This window comes from Staphylococcus sp. HMSC069D12 (assembly GCF_001810405.1).
Taxonomy (GTDB): domain Bacteria; phylum Bacillota; class Bacilli; order Staphylococcales; family Staphylococcaceae; genus Staphylococcus; species Staphylococcus haemolyticus.
The window spans coordinates 158,304-177,017 of sequence record NZ_KV801108.1 but is presented as its reverse complement, the minus strand read 5'-3'; the positions used below and the strand labels follow the sequence as shown (position 1 = coordinate 177,017).

The window sequence follows — 18,714 nt, the reverse complement described above, 5'->3', positions numbered from 1 at the left end:
CTAGTTAATCTTTTTATTGTATACATACGTTTTAGAATATCGTTAATTTACTTTCATAATATCATATGAGCTACTTATCGTAACTATTATAGCGATATCTGAATCTAATATTGATTTAAATAAAAAAGGCTAGAATTCATGCTTTAATCACTATATGATGTGATTGCATGCTCTAGCCTAATCTTATTTATGCTTCTTGCTTATCTTTTAATTCTTCAATGTAATCAATAGCACTTTGTGCTGCTATACTACCATCACCAGTAGCTGTTACAATTTGACGTAAACCTTTATCTCTAACATCACCAGCCGCAAATATACCTGGCACTTTCGTACTCATATTATCTTCAGTTACAATATAGCCCATATCATTAGTAATTCCTAGATTCACAAATGGTGCTGTTAATGGTTTCATACCAATGTAGATGAATACCCCATCTGCATCTAAAGTTTCTTCAGAGGCATCTTTGGTAGAAACAAGTGTTACAGAACCTACTTTTCCATCTTTTTCATTAATAGATTTTAAAGTATGACTCCATATAAAATCGATTTTGTCATTTTTAAACGCACGATCTTGCAAGATTTTTTGTGCTCTTAATTCATCTCTTCTGTGTACAATTGTAACTTTATCTGCGAATTTAGTTAGGAATGCACCTTCTTCAACTGCAGAATCCCCGCCACCTATTACAAATAGGTTTTTATTTTTGAAGAATGCACCATCACATACTGCACAATAACTTACACCGCGTCCACCTAGTTCTTGTTCACCAGGGACACCAATTTTTTTATATTCAGCACCAGTTGAAATAATTACCGCACGAGCTGTTATCTCTTTATTGCCTAAATTAATTTCTTTATAGTCACCTTTATCTTCAATAGATTTAATATCTCCATATTGATATTCAGCACCGAATTTTTTAGCGTGTTCGAACATTTTAGTTGATAAATCTGGACCAGTAATCATTTCGAATCCTGGGAAGTTCTCTACTTCCTCTGTATTTGCCATTTGTCCACCAGGCATGCCTCGTTCAATCATTACTGTGCTTAAATTTGCACGTGATGCATAAACTGCCGCAGTCATACCGGCTGGTCCAGCACCGATAATTGCAACATCATAATTTACTTCAGTCATTTTTATGCCTCCTACGTTTTTAATATCATGCGCATTATATATTAATATTTGAAATCTTTAAATTTATATGCTCAACAATTGATCAATTGCGTTATCTAACTTATAACGCGATACATTAAACAATTCCATAATTTTCTTTTTAGTCATATGGCTATGATAATAACGATGATATAGATAAGCATGTGCAGCTACATATCTGTCAACTTCACTAAAATCAACATCGTTCGCAATTAACCCTTCACTTTTATCAATCCAACTTATAAATAATTCCGTATCTTTCTGTATGTCGTCCATTTCATATAAACTCACTAAACCTTTGTGAATGAAATCTAATTTATTTAAATGCAGTCCCTGTACTAAATAAGTAAGGTAAAGTTTTTCATAGTCATTCATTGTTTCTAAAATAGACCAAATCTCTTGAGTCATTAATATTTCTTTACCATTTAATTGATTTAATAAAAACACACCATAAAGTCTATAATGGCTATCATCATCTAATAACAGTGGTAATATTTTTTGATCAAATGTTTGTTTACTCTCTTCAAGTACCCAAGGTGCGTAGCCCACATCAACTTTAGAAATTTGCAGTAACTTCTCCCAAAACACTTTACTCTGTTCTTTATTTCCGAGGTAATAATAATTAAAGCTCAATGCATTAAACATTTGAATTGAGGCAAATTTACCTTTTTTGTATAGTGGTAATAATATTTGTTGAGATGCGTCGTACTGTTTTAAATAGCTTAGTACTATGCCCAATTTAAAACTTTCATCATCATTCATTGGTACTACTTTACTTAATATTTTAAGATACTTGTGATACTTATCTTTTTCATTCGTATTGTAAAGTAGCAATGTATAGTGACATAGTGCATGTACATCTGAATTATCTTCTGCTAATAACGCTTCAAACATGTCTTTAGCAATATCATATTCACTTAAATACAAATAGCACATTGCTAATAAGTTGCGAATGACTCTATGTTCTTGAATTTTCTCATCTTGATTCAAAATATATTTACGTGCATCTTGTAATCTTCCTTGAGAAAATAAATATTGGAATAGTAATTGCGTTGAGAAAAGTTGTGCTTCGAGCTGAATTTTATCTTCACTCATATAAGACACTTCGAATGTTTTTTCTAATTCTTCTCTAAAGTCAGTATCATCAGTTAAAATCACATAATTAATACCAAACAAGAAGGCCTTGTTTGGCTCATTAAGGTCAATGTTTAATTGACTAAGTTGGTAGTAACTGTCGGCAACATGATTACCTTCAATAATGCTATCATAAAACAAATGCTTAGCTCGTCTACCTAAATTAAGTTTGTTTAAGCAATAAGCATACTTTAATTTAATATCAAAATCTTGTGGTGACAAATCAAGCACTTTTTTATAGTATTCTACTGCCTTATTAAAATCTTGCATTTTATATTTTTGATCAGCCATTTTACGATAAAATGGTTCATCAAATTTCATCGAGATAATATTGTCATTGTTTTGCGCCATTCTTTGTCACCTCTCTTTATTTATGATGTATTTGCATAGGATTGCCATATGCAATGGCATAATCTGGTATATCTTTTGATACAACTGTTCCAGCTTTAACGACTACATGATTACCAATATGTACACCTGGTAGAATGGTCGAATTTGCACCGATTAATGTATGATCACCAATGTACACTGGACCATAGCGATATTCATCCACTAATACTTCGTGCGTTAATATTGTTGTATTATAACCAATTACAGAATTATTGCCAATTGTAATGAGTTGCGGATAAAAGAGATCAGGCATTACTTTATAGGCAATAGCAGTATGTTGTCCAATGGTCATATTCAATAGATGAATGTATATCCAGCGTTTCCATTTTAAATTTGGTATAAAACGACATAATTCAATTAGCAATGTATTGGTGAATACTTTTGAAAAACGTACTAAACTATAAATTCGCCATAGCGGATTAATCTTATGATGGCCTTCTTTAGTTAACCGTCTCATGATTTCACTTTCGCCTTAGAGCTATTCCAAGTTAACGGACCTGCTTCTTTGTACAATGATGGTTGATATTTAATGCGACGATAAATTAAAATCACCAAACCAATTATAATTAAAATAACTGATACCAATTGCGCTACTCTAATATGACTTGTCAGCATTAAACTATCCGTTCTTAATCCCTCTACAAAGAAACGTCCAATTGAATACCATATTAAATAGAGTGTGAATGTTTCACCTACACGAAGATACTTTCTAATTGTAATTAAAATGATGAATCCCAAAATATCCCATATAGATTCATATAAGAATGTTGGATGGTAGTATACCCCTTCAATATACATATTACGAATAATAAACTCAGGAATATGTAAATTTTCTAAAAAGGTTCTTGAGACTGGACCGCCATGGGCTTCATGATTCATAAAGTTACCCCAACGTCCAATACCTTGAGCTAAAATAATACTTGGTGCTACAATGTCACCAATTTGAAATGGATTTAAATTTTTAATTTTACAAACAATAATACCAGTGATAAATCCACCTAAAAGACCACCATGTATTGCAATACCACCATGCCATATCATTGGAATTTCAATAGGGTTTTGGGCGTAATATGGCCATTGAAAAATCACGAAGTAAATACGTGCAGCGATGAACCCAAAGATGGCACTGTAAAAGATGACGTCAACAAGCGTATCTTTATGTAAACCAACATATTTCAAGCTTTCTTGAGCTATGAAATAACCAATAAGGATTCCTACCGCAATAATGATACCGTACCATTTTATTGAAAGTGGACCTATGCTAAATGCAGTAGGATCAATATAATTCAGATTAAAAAGCATGTTTTAGTTCTCCTTGCTTTGATGACCTTTTTTTAAGATTTCTTCATTTAAACGTTGATTAAATTCTTCAGCTGTATTAATCCCCATTATATTTAAACGATAATTCATTGCTGCGACTTCTATAATGACTGCAACATTTCGTCCTGGTCTTACAGGAATTGTTTTTTTAGTGATTTCTGTATCAAGAATTTGTAATGTTTCTTCATTCAATCCAACTCGGTCATACAGTTTATCTTTATCCCAATTTTCAAGGTTAATGTTAAGACGAATTTGTTTTTGTGTGAGGATTGACCCCGCTCCAAATAATGTCATGACATTGATGATACCGAGACCCCTAATTTCTAATAAGTGCTCAATTAATTTAGGTGGTGTCCCTATTAATTCATCTTTAGTTATTTCACGAATTTCTACGTTATCATCAGCTACGAGTCGATGACCTCTTTTCACTAATTCAAGTGCAGTCTCACTTTTACCTATACCAGAATCTCCAGTGATTAACACACCCACACCATAAACATCGACTAATACACCATGTAATGATGTTGTCTTAGCTAATTCATGTTCAAGGAATGTCGTTAATCGACTCATTAAACTTGTAGTTGCATCCTTTGATACGATTAGTGGTGTATCCATTTCTTGAGCGGCATCAATCAGCTCTTGCGGAGGTTCTAATCCTCTTGTCACAATAATTGCAGGTGTTTCAGGACGACATAATTTTCTCATACGTCCATGACGTTCCTCGTCTGGTAATAAATTATAAAACGATAATTCTGTAGTACCTAGTAATTGAATGCGGTCTGCAGCATAGTGTGAAAAATATCCAGCCATTTCTAGACCTGGTCTAGAAATATCCGTATTTTTAATAGGTTTATGTAATCCTTTTTCACCCGTAAACAATTCTAATTTAAGTAATTTGACTAATTTCTCTGTCGTTAACATGAGTTCACCTCAAAATTTTCACTTGAATTCATTCACCTATTATCATATCAAAAATAAAGACAAGATTAATATAAAAAAGAAGAAATCCTATTATATTTGTTTCATATACACCTTAGATTGCTTTTAAATGATTAAGGGAACAACATACAGTTTGTATTAAATCACTTAACCTCACTTATTGAATTTCTTATTACAATTCCCTTTGTTGGGTTTAATGTTATGTTATTAAAAAAACTGAGAAAAGCTCGATGTGAGCGTATTCTCAGTTAAGTCATTTAATGCGAGATGCCTATGATCCCTTAAATTACTATTAATTTTCAAAATCTATATTTCAATTTATTCAACTTTATCTCGTTCAAGTACCGTTTTTAAATATTTACCTGTGTATGATGATTCTACATTTGCAATCTCTTCCGGTGTACCAGTAGCAACTAGTGTACCACCACCATCGCCACCTTCAGGTCCTAGATCAATAATATGATCTGCTGTTTTAATGACATCTAGATTATGTTCAATAATCACAACAGTATCCCCGTTCTCAACTAGACGATTAAGCACTTTTAGCAAACGACTAATATCATCGACATGCAAACCAGTTGTAGGTTCATCAAGAATATAGATGGAACGACCAGTTGAACGTTTATGCAATTCAGATGCTAATTTAACACGTTGTGCTTCTCCTCCTGATAGAGTTGTAGCTTGTTGTCCAAGCGTGATGTAACCTAAACCAACATCTACAAGTGTTTGTAATTTACGATGTATTTTAGGAATGTTTTCAAAGAAATACGTTGCTTCTTCGACTGTCATTTCAAGCACTTCAGCAATATTCTTACCTTTATAAGTCACTTCTAATGTTTCACGGTTATAGCGCTTCCCATCACAAACTTCGCATGGAACATACACATCAGGTAAAAAGTGCATTTCAATTTTAATAATGCCATCACCTTTACAAGCTTCACAACGTCCACCTTTAACATTAAAGCTAAAGCGTCCTTTTTGATAACCACGAATTTTCGCTTCATTAGTTTGAGCAAATACATCACGTATATCATCAAATACGCCAGTATAAGTGGCTGGATTAGAACGTGGCGTTCTACCGATAGGAGATTGGTCAATATCAATAATTTTATCTAATTGATCAATACCTTCAATGCTATCAAAGGCACCCGGTTTAACTTTAGATTTATTTATTTTTTGAGCTAATGATTTATATAATACTTCATTAACTAGTGAACTTTTACCTGAACCAGACACACCTGTTACAACTGTCATTACAGACAATGGAATATCTACATCTACACCTTTTAAGTTATTACTTCGTGCACCTTTGATACTAATTTTGCGATCAATTACTTCTCGACGATGTTCAGGAACGTCGATATGTTTCTTACCGCTTAAATATTGTCCTGTTAAAGATTTCTTATCTTTCATGACTTTACTTGGCGTACCACTAGAGACGATTTCACCACCATAATTACCTGCACCAGGACCGACATCTACGAGATAATCAGCTGCTCGCATAGTGTCATCATCATGTTCAACAACAATAAGTGTATTGCCCAAATCTCGCATTTCTTTTAAAGTACTTATCAAACGATCATTATCACGTTGGTGTAAACCAATAGAGGGTTCGTCAAGCACATAAAGTACCCCTGTTAAGCGTGAACCGATTTGTGTCGCTAATCGAATACGTTGTGCTTCACCACCAGAAAGAGTACCTGACGCACGATTAAGTGTTAAATATTCTAATCCAACATTATTTAGAAATGACAATCTTGAAATGATTTCTTTTAAAATTTGATTTGCAATAGCTCTATCTTGTTCTGAAAGCTCGATATTTTCATAGTAATTTAATGCATTCTTGATAGAATATTCAACTACTTCTCCAATATTATATCCACCAACGTAAACAGATAACGCTTCTTTACTCAAACGTTTACCGTGACAAGTTTCGCAAGGCAGTTTAGTCATGTATTTACTCATTACTTCACGTGTATATTCCGATGGTGATTCATGATAACGACGGTCAATGTTGGGAACAACACCCTCGAATTTCATTCTTCTATGACGTGTCCCACCGTTACGACTGTGAAAAGAAAAATCAATTTCTTTATCACCTGAACCATTCATTAATATGTTTTTCTGTCTATCAGTCAACTTTTTATATGGCTTATCCATATTTATTTTATATACTTCACATACGCGTTTTAATAAAGTTGGGTAAAAATCTGAACTCGTAGGTTCCCATGGTTCAATCGCACCTTCATTTAGAGTCTTATTAGGGTCTGGAACTACCAAATCAAGATCGACCGTTAATCTTTGACCTAAACCATCACAAGTTGGACAAGCACCAAACGGACTATTGAAACTAAACATTCTAGGTTCTAATTCACCAATAGAGAACCCGCAAATTGGGCAAGCATGATTCTCAGAAAATTTAAGGTCCTCTCCATCAATTACATCGACAGTAATATTGCCATCAGCTAATTCTAAACCTGTCTCAATTGAATCTGCTAAACGTGTTTCAATACCATCTTTAACTACCAAACGGTCTATGACTACCTCGATAGTATGGTTTTTATTTTTATCTAATTCTGGAACCTCATTGACATCGACAATATCGCCGTCAACTCTAAGACGTACATAGCCTTTTTTACCAATATCTGAGATAAGTTTCTCATGACTACCTTTTCTATGAGAAACAACTGGCGCTAAAATTTGAATTTTAGTGCGTTCTTCAAGCTCTAAAATGCGATCAACCATTTGTTGCACAGTTTGAGATTCAATTTCAATATTATGATTAGGACAATATGGCTTGCCTATTCGTGCGTATAACAAACGAATATAATCATAAATCTCCGTTACCGTTGCTACTGTTGATCGAGGATTTTTACTTGTCGTCTTTTGGTCAATTGAAATAGCTGGTGATAATCCCTCTATCGTATCAACATCTGGTTTATCCATCTGCCCCAAAAATTGACGCGCGTATGCACTTAATGATTCTACATAACGTCTTTGACCTTCAGCATAAATTGTATCGAATGCTAAAGATGATTTACCTGACCCAGATAGCCCTGTCATAACAATTAATTTATTTTTTGGAAGTTCAATGTCTACGTCTTTTAAGTTATGTACACGTGCACCCTTTACTACAATACTTGGTCCCTTCATTTAACTGTCACCCTTCTGCTTTTAATTCAAATAACATATCTCTTAGTTCTGTTGCTTTTTCAAACTCTAAATCTTTAGCTGCTTTTTTCATTTCTTTTTCTATATTTTCAATTGTTTTTTGTCTTTCTTTTTTAGTCATTTTCTTAGGTAATTCGGTTTGTTGTTTTTCATTTGTTTCATCATTATCAACCGTGGCACTAATAACATCATGAATTTTCTTATTAATTGTTTTAGGTGTGATTCCATATTTTTCATTATGTGCCATTTGTATATCACGACGTCTTTGCGTTTCATCAAGCGCATACTGCATTGAATCGGTAATTTTATCGGCATACATAATCACTTCACCTTTCTCATTTCGTGCAGCACGACCTATCGTTTGGATTAATGAGCGGTTTGAGCGCAAGAAACCTTCTTTATCTGCATCTAAAATAACAACTAATGAAACTTCCGGTATATCAATTCCCTCTCTTAATAGATTGATACCGACAACAACATCATACGTTCCCATTCTTAAGTCACGAATAATTTCAATACGTTCTAACGTTTTAATCTCTGAGTGTAGGTAATTTACTTTTATACCCGCTTCTTTCATGTATGTCGTTAAATCCTCACTCATTTTTTTAGTTAACGTTGTGACTAAGACACGTTCATCTCTATCAATACGTTCTTGAATTTCACTAAGTAAATCATCAATTTGATTTTTAGTTGGTCGAACGTCAATTTTAGGATCTAAAAGACCAGTAGGACGAATAATTTGTTCAATCATTTCATCGGTATGTTCAATCTCATAAGGTCCTGGTGTAGCTGATACATATACCAACTGATTCGTTTTTTGTTCAAACTCCTCAAATTTTAATGGTCGGTTATCCATAGCACTAGGTAATCGGAAACCATGATCTACTAACACTTGCTTACGCGCACGGTCACCGTTAAACATCCCTCTTATTTGTGGCAATGTAACGTGAGACTCATCGATCATTACTAACCAGTCATCACCGAAATAATCTAGTAACGTATAAGGTGTTGAACCTAAAGGTCTTAACGTTAGATGTACAGAATAGTTCTCGATACCCGAACAGAATCCCATTTCTCTCATCATTTCTAAATCATAATTCGTTCGTTGCTCTAGACGTTGTGCTTCTAATAGCTTATTCTCATTTTTTAATTCTTTTAATCGCTCTTCTAATTCCTTCTCAATACGCTCTATGGCAATCTTCATTTTTTCTTCTCGTGTTACGAAGTGAGACGCCGGGAAAATCGCGAAATGTTCACGTTCGCGAATGACTTCTCCCGTTAAATAATTAACTTCTCGAATACGATCAATTTCATCGCCAAAAAATTCAACACGAATACACATTTCTTCACGTGAGGCTGGGAAAATTTCAACCACGTCGCCACGTACTCTAAATGTACCACGTTGGAAATCAATATCATTTCTAGAATATTGTACGTCTACGAGTTTACGAAGCAGTTCACTTCGATCCATTTCCATACCAACTCGAACACTTACTACTAAATTTTTATATTCTTCCGGATTACCTAAACCATAGATACAGCTGACACTGGCAATGATAATGACATCATCACGTTCAAATAATGCACTTGTGGCAGAATGTCGTAGTTGGTCAATTTCGTCATTAATTGAGGCATCTTTCTCAATAAACGTGTCTGTTGAAGGTACATAGGCTTCTGGTTGATAGTAATCATAGTAACTAACAAAGTATTCTACTCTATTTTCAGGAAAGAATTCCTTAAACTCACTATACAGTTGTCCCGCTAATGTTTTATTGTGTGCAATGATGAGCGTTGGTTTCCCCACTTCTTTAATAACATTACTCATTGTAAATGTCTTACCTGTACCAGTGGCACCTAAAAGCGTTTGATGACGCTTTCCTTCTTTAACACCTTTGACTATTTTCTCTATTGCTTGTGGTTGGTCCCCTTGTGGATCAAACTCAGAATTCAATTTAAACGGGTAATGTTCCACCATTCTGATAAGCGCCTCCTTGAATTAAGCATTCTTAACTATTTATTTGAAACTTTGGTGTAAATAAATGATGTATGAAAATTTAACAATGATTTGTTTTAAATTGTATCTTTATTCTTAATAAAAATTCTACTGAAATAATTTAAATGACCTCTTTAAGTGAAAATCATAAATTCATTCACTTAATAATTTCCTATTATTTGTATAGTATTCTCACATAAGGCTATTTTATCAAATATATAAATAAAAATACAAACGTTTGTTCGCTTACGTTTGTATTTTCAAAATCATTTATTATTATTTAATATTCCACTAATGCGTGTGATTTATTCATATACAATTTAATGGTGCCCGCTCTTAAATATGCTTTAAATTTTACTTCCATCTGGACAAATTGTGCATTTACACTATAAATCAACTTACAGTAACATTCAAAAGTTCTGTTTGATAGTATTTAGTCTTGATGCTTATGAAATTCAAGGTTATCTATAATGACATATCCAGCTAATAGGGATACTACATCGATAAAGATTATCCATTCATTATGAAAGAATCCTTTGTAAATTGAAGCAGCTATCAAAATCAATGTCACAATAACACCCACCCATTTACTTCGAGTTATGACACTAAACAACACGACTAATACACATGGAAAAAATGCAGCTAAAGCGTACCAAATCATTTATCTCACCCATTTATTCGATTTAAAATCGCCATTGTAGTTTCTCGCAATTCTGCTCGAGGAATGAAGTTTTCAGTTAGCATTTCAGGTATGACATTTTCTATGAAATCTTGAACAGAACTTAAGTGATCAAATTGCATGATTGTTTCCAAGCTGTGTTCATAAATTTCAAAGAATAAGTCCTCGGGATTACGTTTCTGTATTTCGCCGAACGTTTCATACAATAAATCAATTTTGTCGGCTACAGATAAAATTTGACCCTCTAACGAATCATCTTTCCCCTCTTGTAGTCGTTCTCGATAAATATCTTTATAAGGTTCAGGTATTTCTTCATTAATAAACGTGTCCACCATATCTTGTTCAACTTGAGAAAACAACATTTTCAATTCCGTTTTAGCGTACTTCACTGGTGTTTTAATGTCACCAGTAAATACTTCGGCAAAATCATGATTCAGTGCTTTTTCATATAAACTTTTCCAATCAATAGTATTACCATGATGTTCTTCTACAGTCGCTAAATATTGTGCAATCTTGGTAACTTTAAAAGAGTGAGCAGCAACATTATGTTCAAAATATTTAAATTTACCTGGTAAGCGAATTAATTTCTCTAAATCAGAAAGTCTCTTAAAGTATTGATGAACACCCATTTTACCTTACCTCCATACTCTGTTAAATAAAGATTATACTTACATTTATTATATCAATCAACATTTCTATGAGAAGTGTCAATTCTTTATACATTGTAAAATGTTGAAAAAGTATAAAAAATAAGACCCTCAGCATAGTTTCACGCTTAAATGAACTATCGAGGTGTCTTATGTATACAATTTGTCGAATGATTATATTACGATTCGTTAAATTGAATTTGAAGCTTTCATCATTTTATCAAATACCTTGGTTGGCAATATAGCATGTAAAAATTCAAAGGATTTAGCTGCAAATCCTGTTAGATAACGTGGTTTAGGTTTATTACTATCTATTGCTTTTGCAATCGCTTTTGTTACTACCATTGGATTTGAAAGCATATTAGAATGATATTGCTTTTTCATACTTTGAGTCACTTTCATCGCAGTAGCTTCATAGGCACCGCCTTTTACAGAATCAGCTAGTTTATCAGCAGCGATGATCCCCCAATCTGTTTTAATCCCACCTGGTTCAATAATAGATACTTCTATCCCGAATTCCTCTACTTCCATTCGTAAAGAATCGCTAAAGGCTTCTAATGCATATTTCGTAGCATGATACCAAGCGCCAAAATAAGTTGTAAGTCGTCCACCCATAGATGAAATATTAATGATATGTCCTGATTTTTGTGCTCTCATATGTGGTAAAACTAGCAGTGTAATACGTGCTCAACTAAATATATTTACTTCAAATTACTGTTTCGCTTATTCAATTGTGACATCTTCGATTGCACCATATGAACCATAACCGTCATTATTAACGAGTACATCAATTCTTCCTTCGTTTTCGATAATAGTATCGATTGCCGTTTTGATTGAATCTTCATTTGTTAAATCTAATTTTAATGGGGTCACCTGTTTTATGTTTTCAAGACTTTCTATCCACCGACTAGCGCCATAAACTATATTTCCCTGTACTGCTAAATATTCTGCTGTTTTATAACCAATACCACTTGTTGCTCCTGTAATTAAAATGACTTTTCCCATAAACGGTTCCATCTTTATATTCTATTTTGAAAACACGATTATACGTAAAAAGCACAAATCTATTATTAAAAATTCGCTTACATTGAGCTTACTTCAATACATAACAATTATTTCATTTTTCTTTTATTAACCAATATATACTAGTTACACAGGAATGTATTGTGATAAGTATTTTAATTAAAGATTAGATTGTTTTCCTAAAATGTACAGAAAGCGGTTCCTAACCATTTATATAAAATACCCCCCTTGCTCTAACTATGCCGCGCTAATTCGTTTAATCTTCCTATAAATTTCTATAAAACGGCATTATTCAAAAAAAGAGCTCAATAACTATGCTAAATTGCATAGCCATTGAACTCTGACATCTGAATATATTAAAAATAATGTCTATAAACTTGTTAGTGAATAAAATTATAGCTCGAAGTGTTTGTAATTGTTCTATTTGTAACATGGTTATAATGACCATTCCAGTTCATTTCTGAAACATATACTGATCCATCTTGATTAACATGTTCCACGACACCTACATGACCATAATAACCAGCAGTTGTTTGGAAAATAGCACCTACTTCTGGGCGATTATCTACTGTTAATCCGGCATTTTTTGCTGAGTATGCCCAGTTATTAGCATTACCCCAATAACTACCAATTGAGCGTCCTAATTGTTGTCGTCGATCAAATGCATAGTATGTACAATTTCCGAAACTATAACGGTTACCTTGATTGGCAGTTGTAACATGTTGATACGATACTGGTGTATTCACTGATGAGTGGTATGAATCGTGCGTAGCAGTTGTAGGTGCACTTGTAGGTACAATATTGTAACCAGTCACATTTGTTGTGCTAGCACTTAGCGATTGAGGTACCACATCTCTTTGATTAAATACTGTGGTTTCTGCATAAGTTTGTGCATAATTGATCTCTTTATTTTCTAATTTTGCTGCACCTTTTTCACTTACTGCAATTAAGTCACCTGGATGAATTAATGCAGTTACACCTGGGTTAAAGTTATATAATTGTTCAAGTGATAAGTGATGTGATAACGCAATTTGGTATAATGTATCACCAGCTTTAACTTTAACGATATCTTTATTTGTTAATCCTAGATTTGTTTCTTGCTCCGCTTGACTATTGTAAGTATTTGATTGTTGTGAAGTTGTATGTGTTGAATTTGTATATTCTTGTGCATTAGCTAAACCACTTAAACCTGCTAAAGCTGCAATAGAAGTCAATGTTACTGTAAGAGTCTTATTAATCATGTTGTCATTCCTTTGTTGTTTTATATTATTATTCTTTTATACTGTAGCACAACATATTTTGTAGAAGTTCAATGTTATCGGCTTGTAATATAAAGGTTAAAAAGGGCTTAAATAACATATGAAATTGTATACTCTAGTAATAAATAACATTACATTTTACATTTACTTAGCTATTATTTAGATTCTCAAAAAATAAAGAGTAAGACAATGAATTCAAAACGAACTCTATCTCACTCCTATTTTCAATTCTATTACATTAATTGTCACTTTGATTCATTGTATATCTTAAATACGATTCAATAAATGGTCCAATCTCCCCATCCATGACTGCATCAACTTTACCAGTCTCTTCATTTGTTCGATGATCTTTTACCATAGAATAAGGATGGAAAACATATGAACGAATTTGGCTTCCCCAACCAATTTCTTTTTGTTCACCACGTATTTCAGCCATTTCACGTTCTTGCTCTTCTAATTTTAATTGGTATAATTTAGCTTTTAACATTTTCATCGCTGCTTCACGGTTTTTAATTTGTGAACGTTCATTTTGGTTATTGACTACGATGCCTGTTGGATGGTGTGTAATTCGAATTGCAGATTCTGTTTTATTTATATGCTGACCTCCAGCACCTGATGCTCTAAATGTATCTACTGTAATATCGTCAGGATTAATTTCTATTTCAATTTCATCATTATTAAATTCCGGAATGACATCACATGAGGCAAATGACGTGTGACGGCGCCCAGATGAATCAAATGGAGAAATTCTAACTAGTCTATGAACACCTTTTTCGGCTTTTAAATAACCATACGCATTATGCCCTTTAATTAACAATGTGACACTTTTGACGCCCGCTTCATCACCTGGTAAATAATCAACAGTTTCAACTTTAAACCCTTGTTGTTCACCATAACGTTGGTACATACGTAGTAACATACTAGCCCAGTCTTGTGATTCAGTACCACCAGCACCCGGATGTAATTCTAAAATTGCATTATTCGCATCATGTGGACCATCTAATAATAATTGCAATTCAAACTGATCAACTTTCTCTTTGAAGTCAAGAACATTTTGTTCTAAATCACTCTTTACATCATCATCTAACTCTTCTTGTAATAATTCCCAAGTTGCCGTCATATCCTCAACTTCTTCTTCTAATTCATGATAACCATTTACAACTGATTTTAATGCATTATTTTTATCAATAACATCTTGTGCTTTATTTTGATCATCCCAAAAGTCAGGTTCAGTCATCATTTCTTCATATTCTTGAATATTTGTCTCTTTATTTTCAAAGTCAAAGAGACCCCCTAATTTGTGCTAAGTTGTTACGATATTCATCTATATTTCGCTTAATTTCAGATAATTCCATATTTATCTCTCCTATTCTTACCTAATTCATATTTGATAGGATATGTAAAAAGTAGGAGCGTGAATTCTTTTTCACAACTCCCACTTATTATTAAACATAAAACCTATTCTTCTTTTCCATGACAATTTTTATATTTCTTGCCACTACCACATGGACATGGGTCATTACGACCAACTTTGTCGCCTTTAACAATAGGTTGCTTTTTAGCTTTTTCTTTGCCATCTTCAGCAGAGACATGTTGAGCTGTTCCAAAGTCAGTTGTTTTCTCTCTTTCTATATCTTCATCAACTTGAATTACAGATTTAAGGATGAATTTAGATGTATCTTCCTCAATATTTTGCATCATCATATCAAATAACTCATGACCTTCATTTTGATAATCACGAAGTGGATTTTGTTGTGCATATGAACGTAAATGGATACCTTGACGTAATTGATCCATAGTATCAATATGATCTGTCCAGTGAGTATCTATAGAGCGTAGTAATATCATACGCTCAAATTCAGCCATTTGGTCACCAATTTTGGCTTTTTGGCTTTCATATACTTTTTCAATTTTAGACCAAACTACTTCGAAGATGTCTTCAGAATCTTTACCGTTAATTTCTTCTTCTTTAAGATCGCCTTCTTGTAAAAAGACATCATTAACGTAATTAATAAACGGAGCGTAGTCAGGATTATCATCTTCTTCACTTATATGATAGGTCACACCACGTTGTAATGTAGAACGTAACATTGCATTAACTAATTGTGAACTATCCTCTGAATCGATAATATTGTTTCTTTCATTGTAGATAATTTCACGTTGCTTACGTAACACTTCATCGTATTCAAGTATACGTTTACGTGCATCAAAGTTGTTACCTTCAACACGTTTTTGAGCAGATTCAACAGCGCGGGATACCATTTTTGATTCAATAGGAGTCGAATCATCCATGCCTAAACGGTTCATCATTTTTTGAAGTCTTTCAGAACCGAAACGAACCATTAATTCATCTTGAAGTGATAAATAGAAACGACTATCCCCTCTATCACCTTGACGACCAGAACGACCACGTAATTGGTCATCTATACGTCTAGATTCATGTCGTTCAGTACCAATAACTGCTAAACCGCCAATTTCTTCTACACCTTCACCTAGTTTAATATCAGTACCACGACCAGCCATGTTTGTCGCTATTGTCACAGCACCTTTTTGTCCTGCATTTGCAACAATTTCCGCTTCACGTTCGTGGTTTTTAGCGTTTAATACATCGTGTCTAATACCACGTTCTTTAAGTAAATTAGAGATATATTCACTTGTTTCAACCGCAACAGTACCTAAAAGAACGGGTTGACCTTGTTTATGTTTTTCGACTACGTCTTCAACGACTGCATCAAATTTACCTTTTTGACTAATGTAAATTAAATCAGATTTATCATCACGTTGAACAGGTTTATTCGTAGGAATTTGTGTAACCGTCATATTATAAATATTACGGAATTCTTCTTCCTCTGTTTTTGCAGTACCAGTCATACCAGCTAATTTATTATACATACGGAAATAGTTTTGGAAAGTAATGGATGCCATTGTTTTCGATTCATTTTGAATTTTAACTCCCTCTTTAGCTTCTATCGCTTGGTGAAGCCCTTCAGAGAAACGACGACCTGGCATTGTACGTCCAGTAAATTGGTCAACAATGAGTACTTCTCCATCAACAACCATGTAGTCCACGTCACGTTGTAATGTTACGTGTGCTTTTAATGCTGTATTAATGTGACTAATAACTTCCACATTCTGTACATCATATAAATTTTCAATTTTAAACATACGTTCAGCTTTGTCTGCACCTTGTTCAGTTAAATGCACTGCTTTTGTCTTTTCATCATATTTATAATCATCTTCAGCTTTTAACATTTTGGCGAACACATTTGCTTGTGTATATAATGACGTAGATTTTTCTGCTTCCCCAGAGATAATTAAAGGCGTTCTAGCTTCATCAATTAAAATAGAGTCTACCTCATCGATGATTGCAAAATGTAATGGTCTCATTACACGCTCTTCGGCATAGTTCACCATATTATCTCTTAAATAATCAAATCCTAATTCATTATTCGTACTATAAGTAATATCTTGAGCATAGGCTTCACGTTTTTCATTCGTTGATTTACTATTTAAATTTAATCCTACAGTTAGGCCTAAGAATTCATATAACTCTGCCATTTCTTCACTTTGAACACTAGATAAGTATTCGTTAACTGTGATTACGTGCACACCACGACCTGCAAGCGCATTTAAATACGTAGGCATCGTCGCTGTTAAAGTTTTACCTTCACCGGTTCTCATTTCAGCGATATCACCTTTATGAATGGCGATACCACCCATTACTTGCACTTTATAAGGTGTCATATTAAAGACACGTTTTGACCCTTCTCTTACTAAAGCATATGCTTGAGGTAAGATTTTATCTAGATAGTCATTTTGTTTTTTTACATCTTCAATTTCTTGTACTTCTTGTTGAAATTGCTTCGTCTTATTTTTAATTTCTTCATCAGTTAAGATAGCCATATCTTCCTCTAATGAAAGTACTTCATCGGCTATTTTACTTAGACGTTTAGTTTCTTTTTTATTGCTGTCAACAATTTTTGATAAAAATCCCATTACGTCCGCTCCTTTAGCTTAAAAACTGTTTGGCTTACAACAGTTTATCATATCATTTATACTTTAGAATTTATACTTAAATACTCATATAAGTGCGACGCTTAATTGTGCGCAACTTAAATAACTTATTTCCTTTTTCCCCTAATTTGAATCGCTAAGCCTAATTTATTATTTAAATATCCAATTACCTCATTACATTAGCACAGCATGATATTAGCGTCCACGAATTACTATAATATTAGTTACAAAAAAGAGTGGAACAGAATTCATTTTGAATTCATCGTCCCACCCTTATAAGGATAACTATAACTGAGTGTATTTTATTATTATTACCTTCTCAGCTTAGTTATATCTGCAAATTGTCATTGTGAACTTAAAACCATAAATATATTTCAAAATTGATTTAAATTAATAACTTACTATTAATCAATTATTCAGTCGTTTCAATTAATCCATATTTACCGTCTTTACGTTTATAAACAATACTTGTACCATCTGTTTCACGATCAGTGAAGATATAGAAATCATGTCCTAATAATTCCATTTGTAATACTGCTTCTTCAGAATCCATTGGTTTTAAGCTAAATTGTTTAGAACGAATAATCTCAATTTCACTATCATTTGTTGGTTCAGCATTAATGTCATCAACATTTTCTGGCGGTGCTTCTTGTACTTCAGCTACAAACGCTTCTGGTTCTCCATGCGTTTTATGCTTACGATTAACACGTGTTTTATATTTACGTACTTGACGTTCTAATTTGCTAGTAACTAAATCAATACCTGCATATAAATCATCATGTCTTTCTTCTGCTCTTAATGTAACATTCTTCAATGGAATTGTTACTTCGATTTTAGTTGTAGAATTTTGATACGTTTTTACTTTTACGTGTGCGACTGCATTAGGCACATCGTTAAAATAACGTTCAAGTTTACCAATTTTGTCCTCAATATAGTTGCGGATGGCATCTGTAATAGTGAGGTTATCTCCATGAATTTCAAATCTAATCATAGCTATC

Annotated in this window: 13 protein-coding genes and 1 pseudogene; all 14 read right to left on the bottom strand. The window is 33.3% G+C overall.

Features of this window, described 5'->3' with window-relative positions; genetic code table 11:
- Positions 1 to 187: 187 nt before the first annotated feature.
- Positions 188 to 1,129, bottom strand: coding sequence for a thioredoxin-disulfide reductase (trxB, locus tag HMPREF2737_RS06600; RefSeq protein ID WP_011276389.1), 942 nt, complete (start codon positions 1,127 to 1,129; stop codon positions 188 to 190).
- 63 nt (positions 1,130 to 1,192) lie between these two features.
- On the bottom strand, positions 1,193 to 2,632 hold the full coding sequence (locus tag HMPREF2737_RS06595) for a tetratricopeptide repeat protein (RefSeq protein ID WP_037548855.1): 1,440 nt from the start codon (positions 2,630 to 2,632) through the stop codon (positions 1,193 to 1,195).
- 16 nt (positions 2,633 to 2,648) lie between these two features.
- A complete protein-coding gene (locus HMPREF2737_RS06590; RefSeq protein ID WP_011276391.1) occupies positions 2,649 to 3,128 on the bottom strand; it encodes an acyltransferase in 480 nt (159 codons plus the stop codon).
- Positions 3,125 to 3,973: a prolipoprotein diacylglyceryl transferase gene (gene lgt, locus HMPREF2737_RS06585; protein ID WP_037548849.1), complete on the bottom strand. Its 849-nt coding sequence runs from the start codon at positions 3,971 to 3,973 to the stop codon at positions 3,125 to 3,127. The genes HMPREF2737_RS06590 and lgt overlap by 4 nt, the downstream gene beginning before the upstream one ends.
- A 3-nt stretch (positions 3,974 to 3,976) precedes the next feature.
- Positions 3,977 to 4,912 carry an HPr(Ser) kinase/phosphatase gene (hprK, locus tag HMPREF2737_RS06580; protein ID WP_011276393.1) on the bottom strand — a complete coding sequence of 312 codons (936 nt, stop codon included), beginning with the start codon at positions 4,910 to 4,912 and terminating at the stop codon, positions 3,977 to 3,979.
- Positions 4,913 to 5,248: 336 nt separating this feature from the next.
- Positions 5,249 to 8,083 (bottom strand): excinuclease ABC subunit UvrA, encoded by a 2,835-nt coding sequence (gene uvrA, locus HMPREF2737_RS06575; protein WP_037548838.1) that lies wholly within the window; start codon positions 8,081 to 8,083, stop codon positions 5,249 to 5,251.
- A gap of 7 nt (positions 8,084 to 8,090) precedes the next feature.
- Positions 8,091 to 10,076: an excinuclease ABC subunit UvrB gene (gene uvrB / locus HMPREF2737_RS06570; RefSeq protein ID WP_037548825.1), complete on the bottom strand. Its 1,986-nt coding sequence runs from the start codon at positions 10,074 to 10,076 to the stop codon at positions 8,091 to 8,093.
- A 451-nt stretch (positions 10,077 to 10,527) separates the two neighbouring features.
- Positions 10,528 to 10,755, bottom strand: a complete 228-nt coding sequence (locus tag HMPREF2737_RS06565) for a CsbA family protein (protein WP_011276396.1) — start codon at positions 10,753 to 10,755, stop codon at positions 10,528 to 10,530.
- Between the two features lie 5 nt (positions 10,756 to 10,760).
- Entirely contained in the window at positions 10,761 to 11,402 is a 642-nt protein-coding gene (locus HMPREF2737_RS06560; protein WP_037548811.1) for a YfbR-like 5'-deoxynucleotidase, read from the bottom strand.
- 207 nt (positions 11,403 to 11,609) lie between these two features.
- A pseudogene (locus tag HMPREF2737_RS06555) lies at positions 11,610 to 12,425 on the bottom strand (oxidoreductase).
- 398 nt (positions 12,426 to 12,823) lie between these two features.
- The gene (locus HMPREF2737_RS06550; RefSeq protein WP_176743853.1) at positions 12,824 to 13,681 is read right to left on the bottom strand and encodes a COG3942 and LysM peptidoglycan-binding domain-containing protein; all 858 of its coding nucleotides are present in this window, start codon (positions 13,679 to 13,681) and stop codon (positions 12,824 to 12,826) included.
- 259 nt (positions 13,682 to 13,940) lie between these two features.
- Positions 13,941 to 15,057 (bottom strand): peptide chain release factor 2 gene (prfB, locus tag HMPREF2737_RS06545; protein ID WP_110709505.1). Its coding sequence is split into 2 segments (ribosomal slippage): positions 13,941 to 14,984 and positions 14,986 to 15,057, totalling 1,116 coding nucleotides; the frame shifts between segments, so codons are not numbered across the junction.
- A gap of 103 nt (positions 15,058 to 15,160) precedes the next feature.
- Positions 15,161 to 17,698 carry a preprotein translocase subunit SecA gene (secA, locus tag HMPREF2737_RS06540; protein ID WP_070650050.1) on the bottom strand — a complete coding sequence of 846 codons (2,538 nt, stop codon included), beginning with the start codon at positions 17,696 to 17,698 and terminating at the stop codon, positions 15,161 to 15,163.
- Between the two features lie 430 nt (positions 17,699 to 18,128).
- Complete coding sequence (hpf, locus tag HMPREF2737_RS06535) at positions 18,129 to 18,707, bottom strand: ribosome hibernation-promoting factor, HPF/YfiA family (protein WP_037548740.1); 579 nt, start codon at positions 18,705 to 18,707, stop codon at positions 18,129 to 18,131.
- Positions 18,708 to 18,714 lie beyond the last annotated feature (7 nt).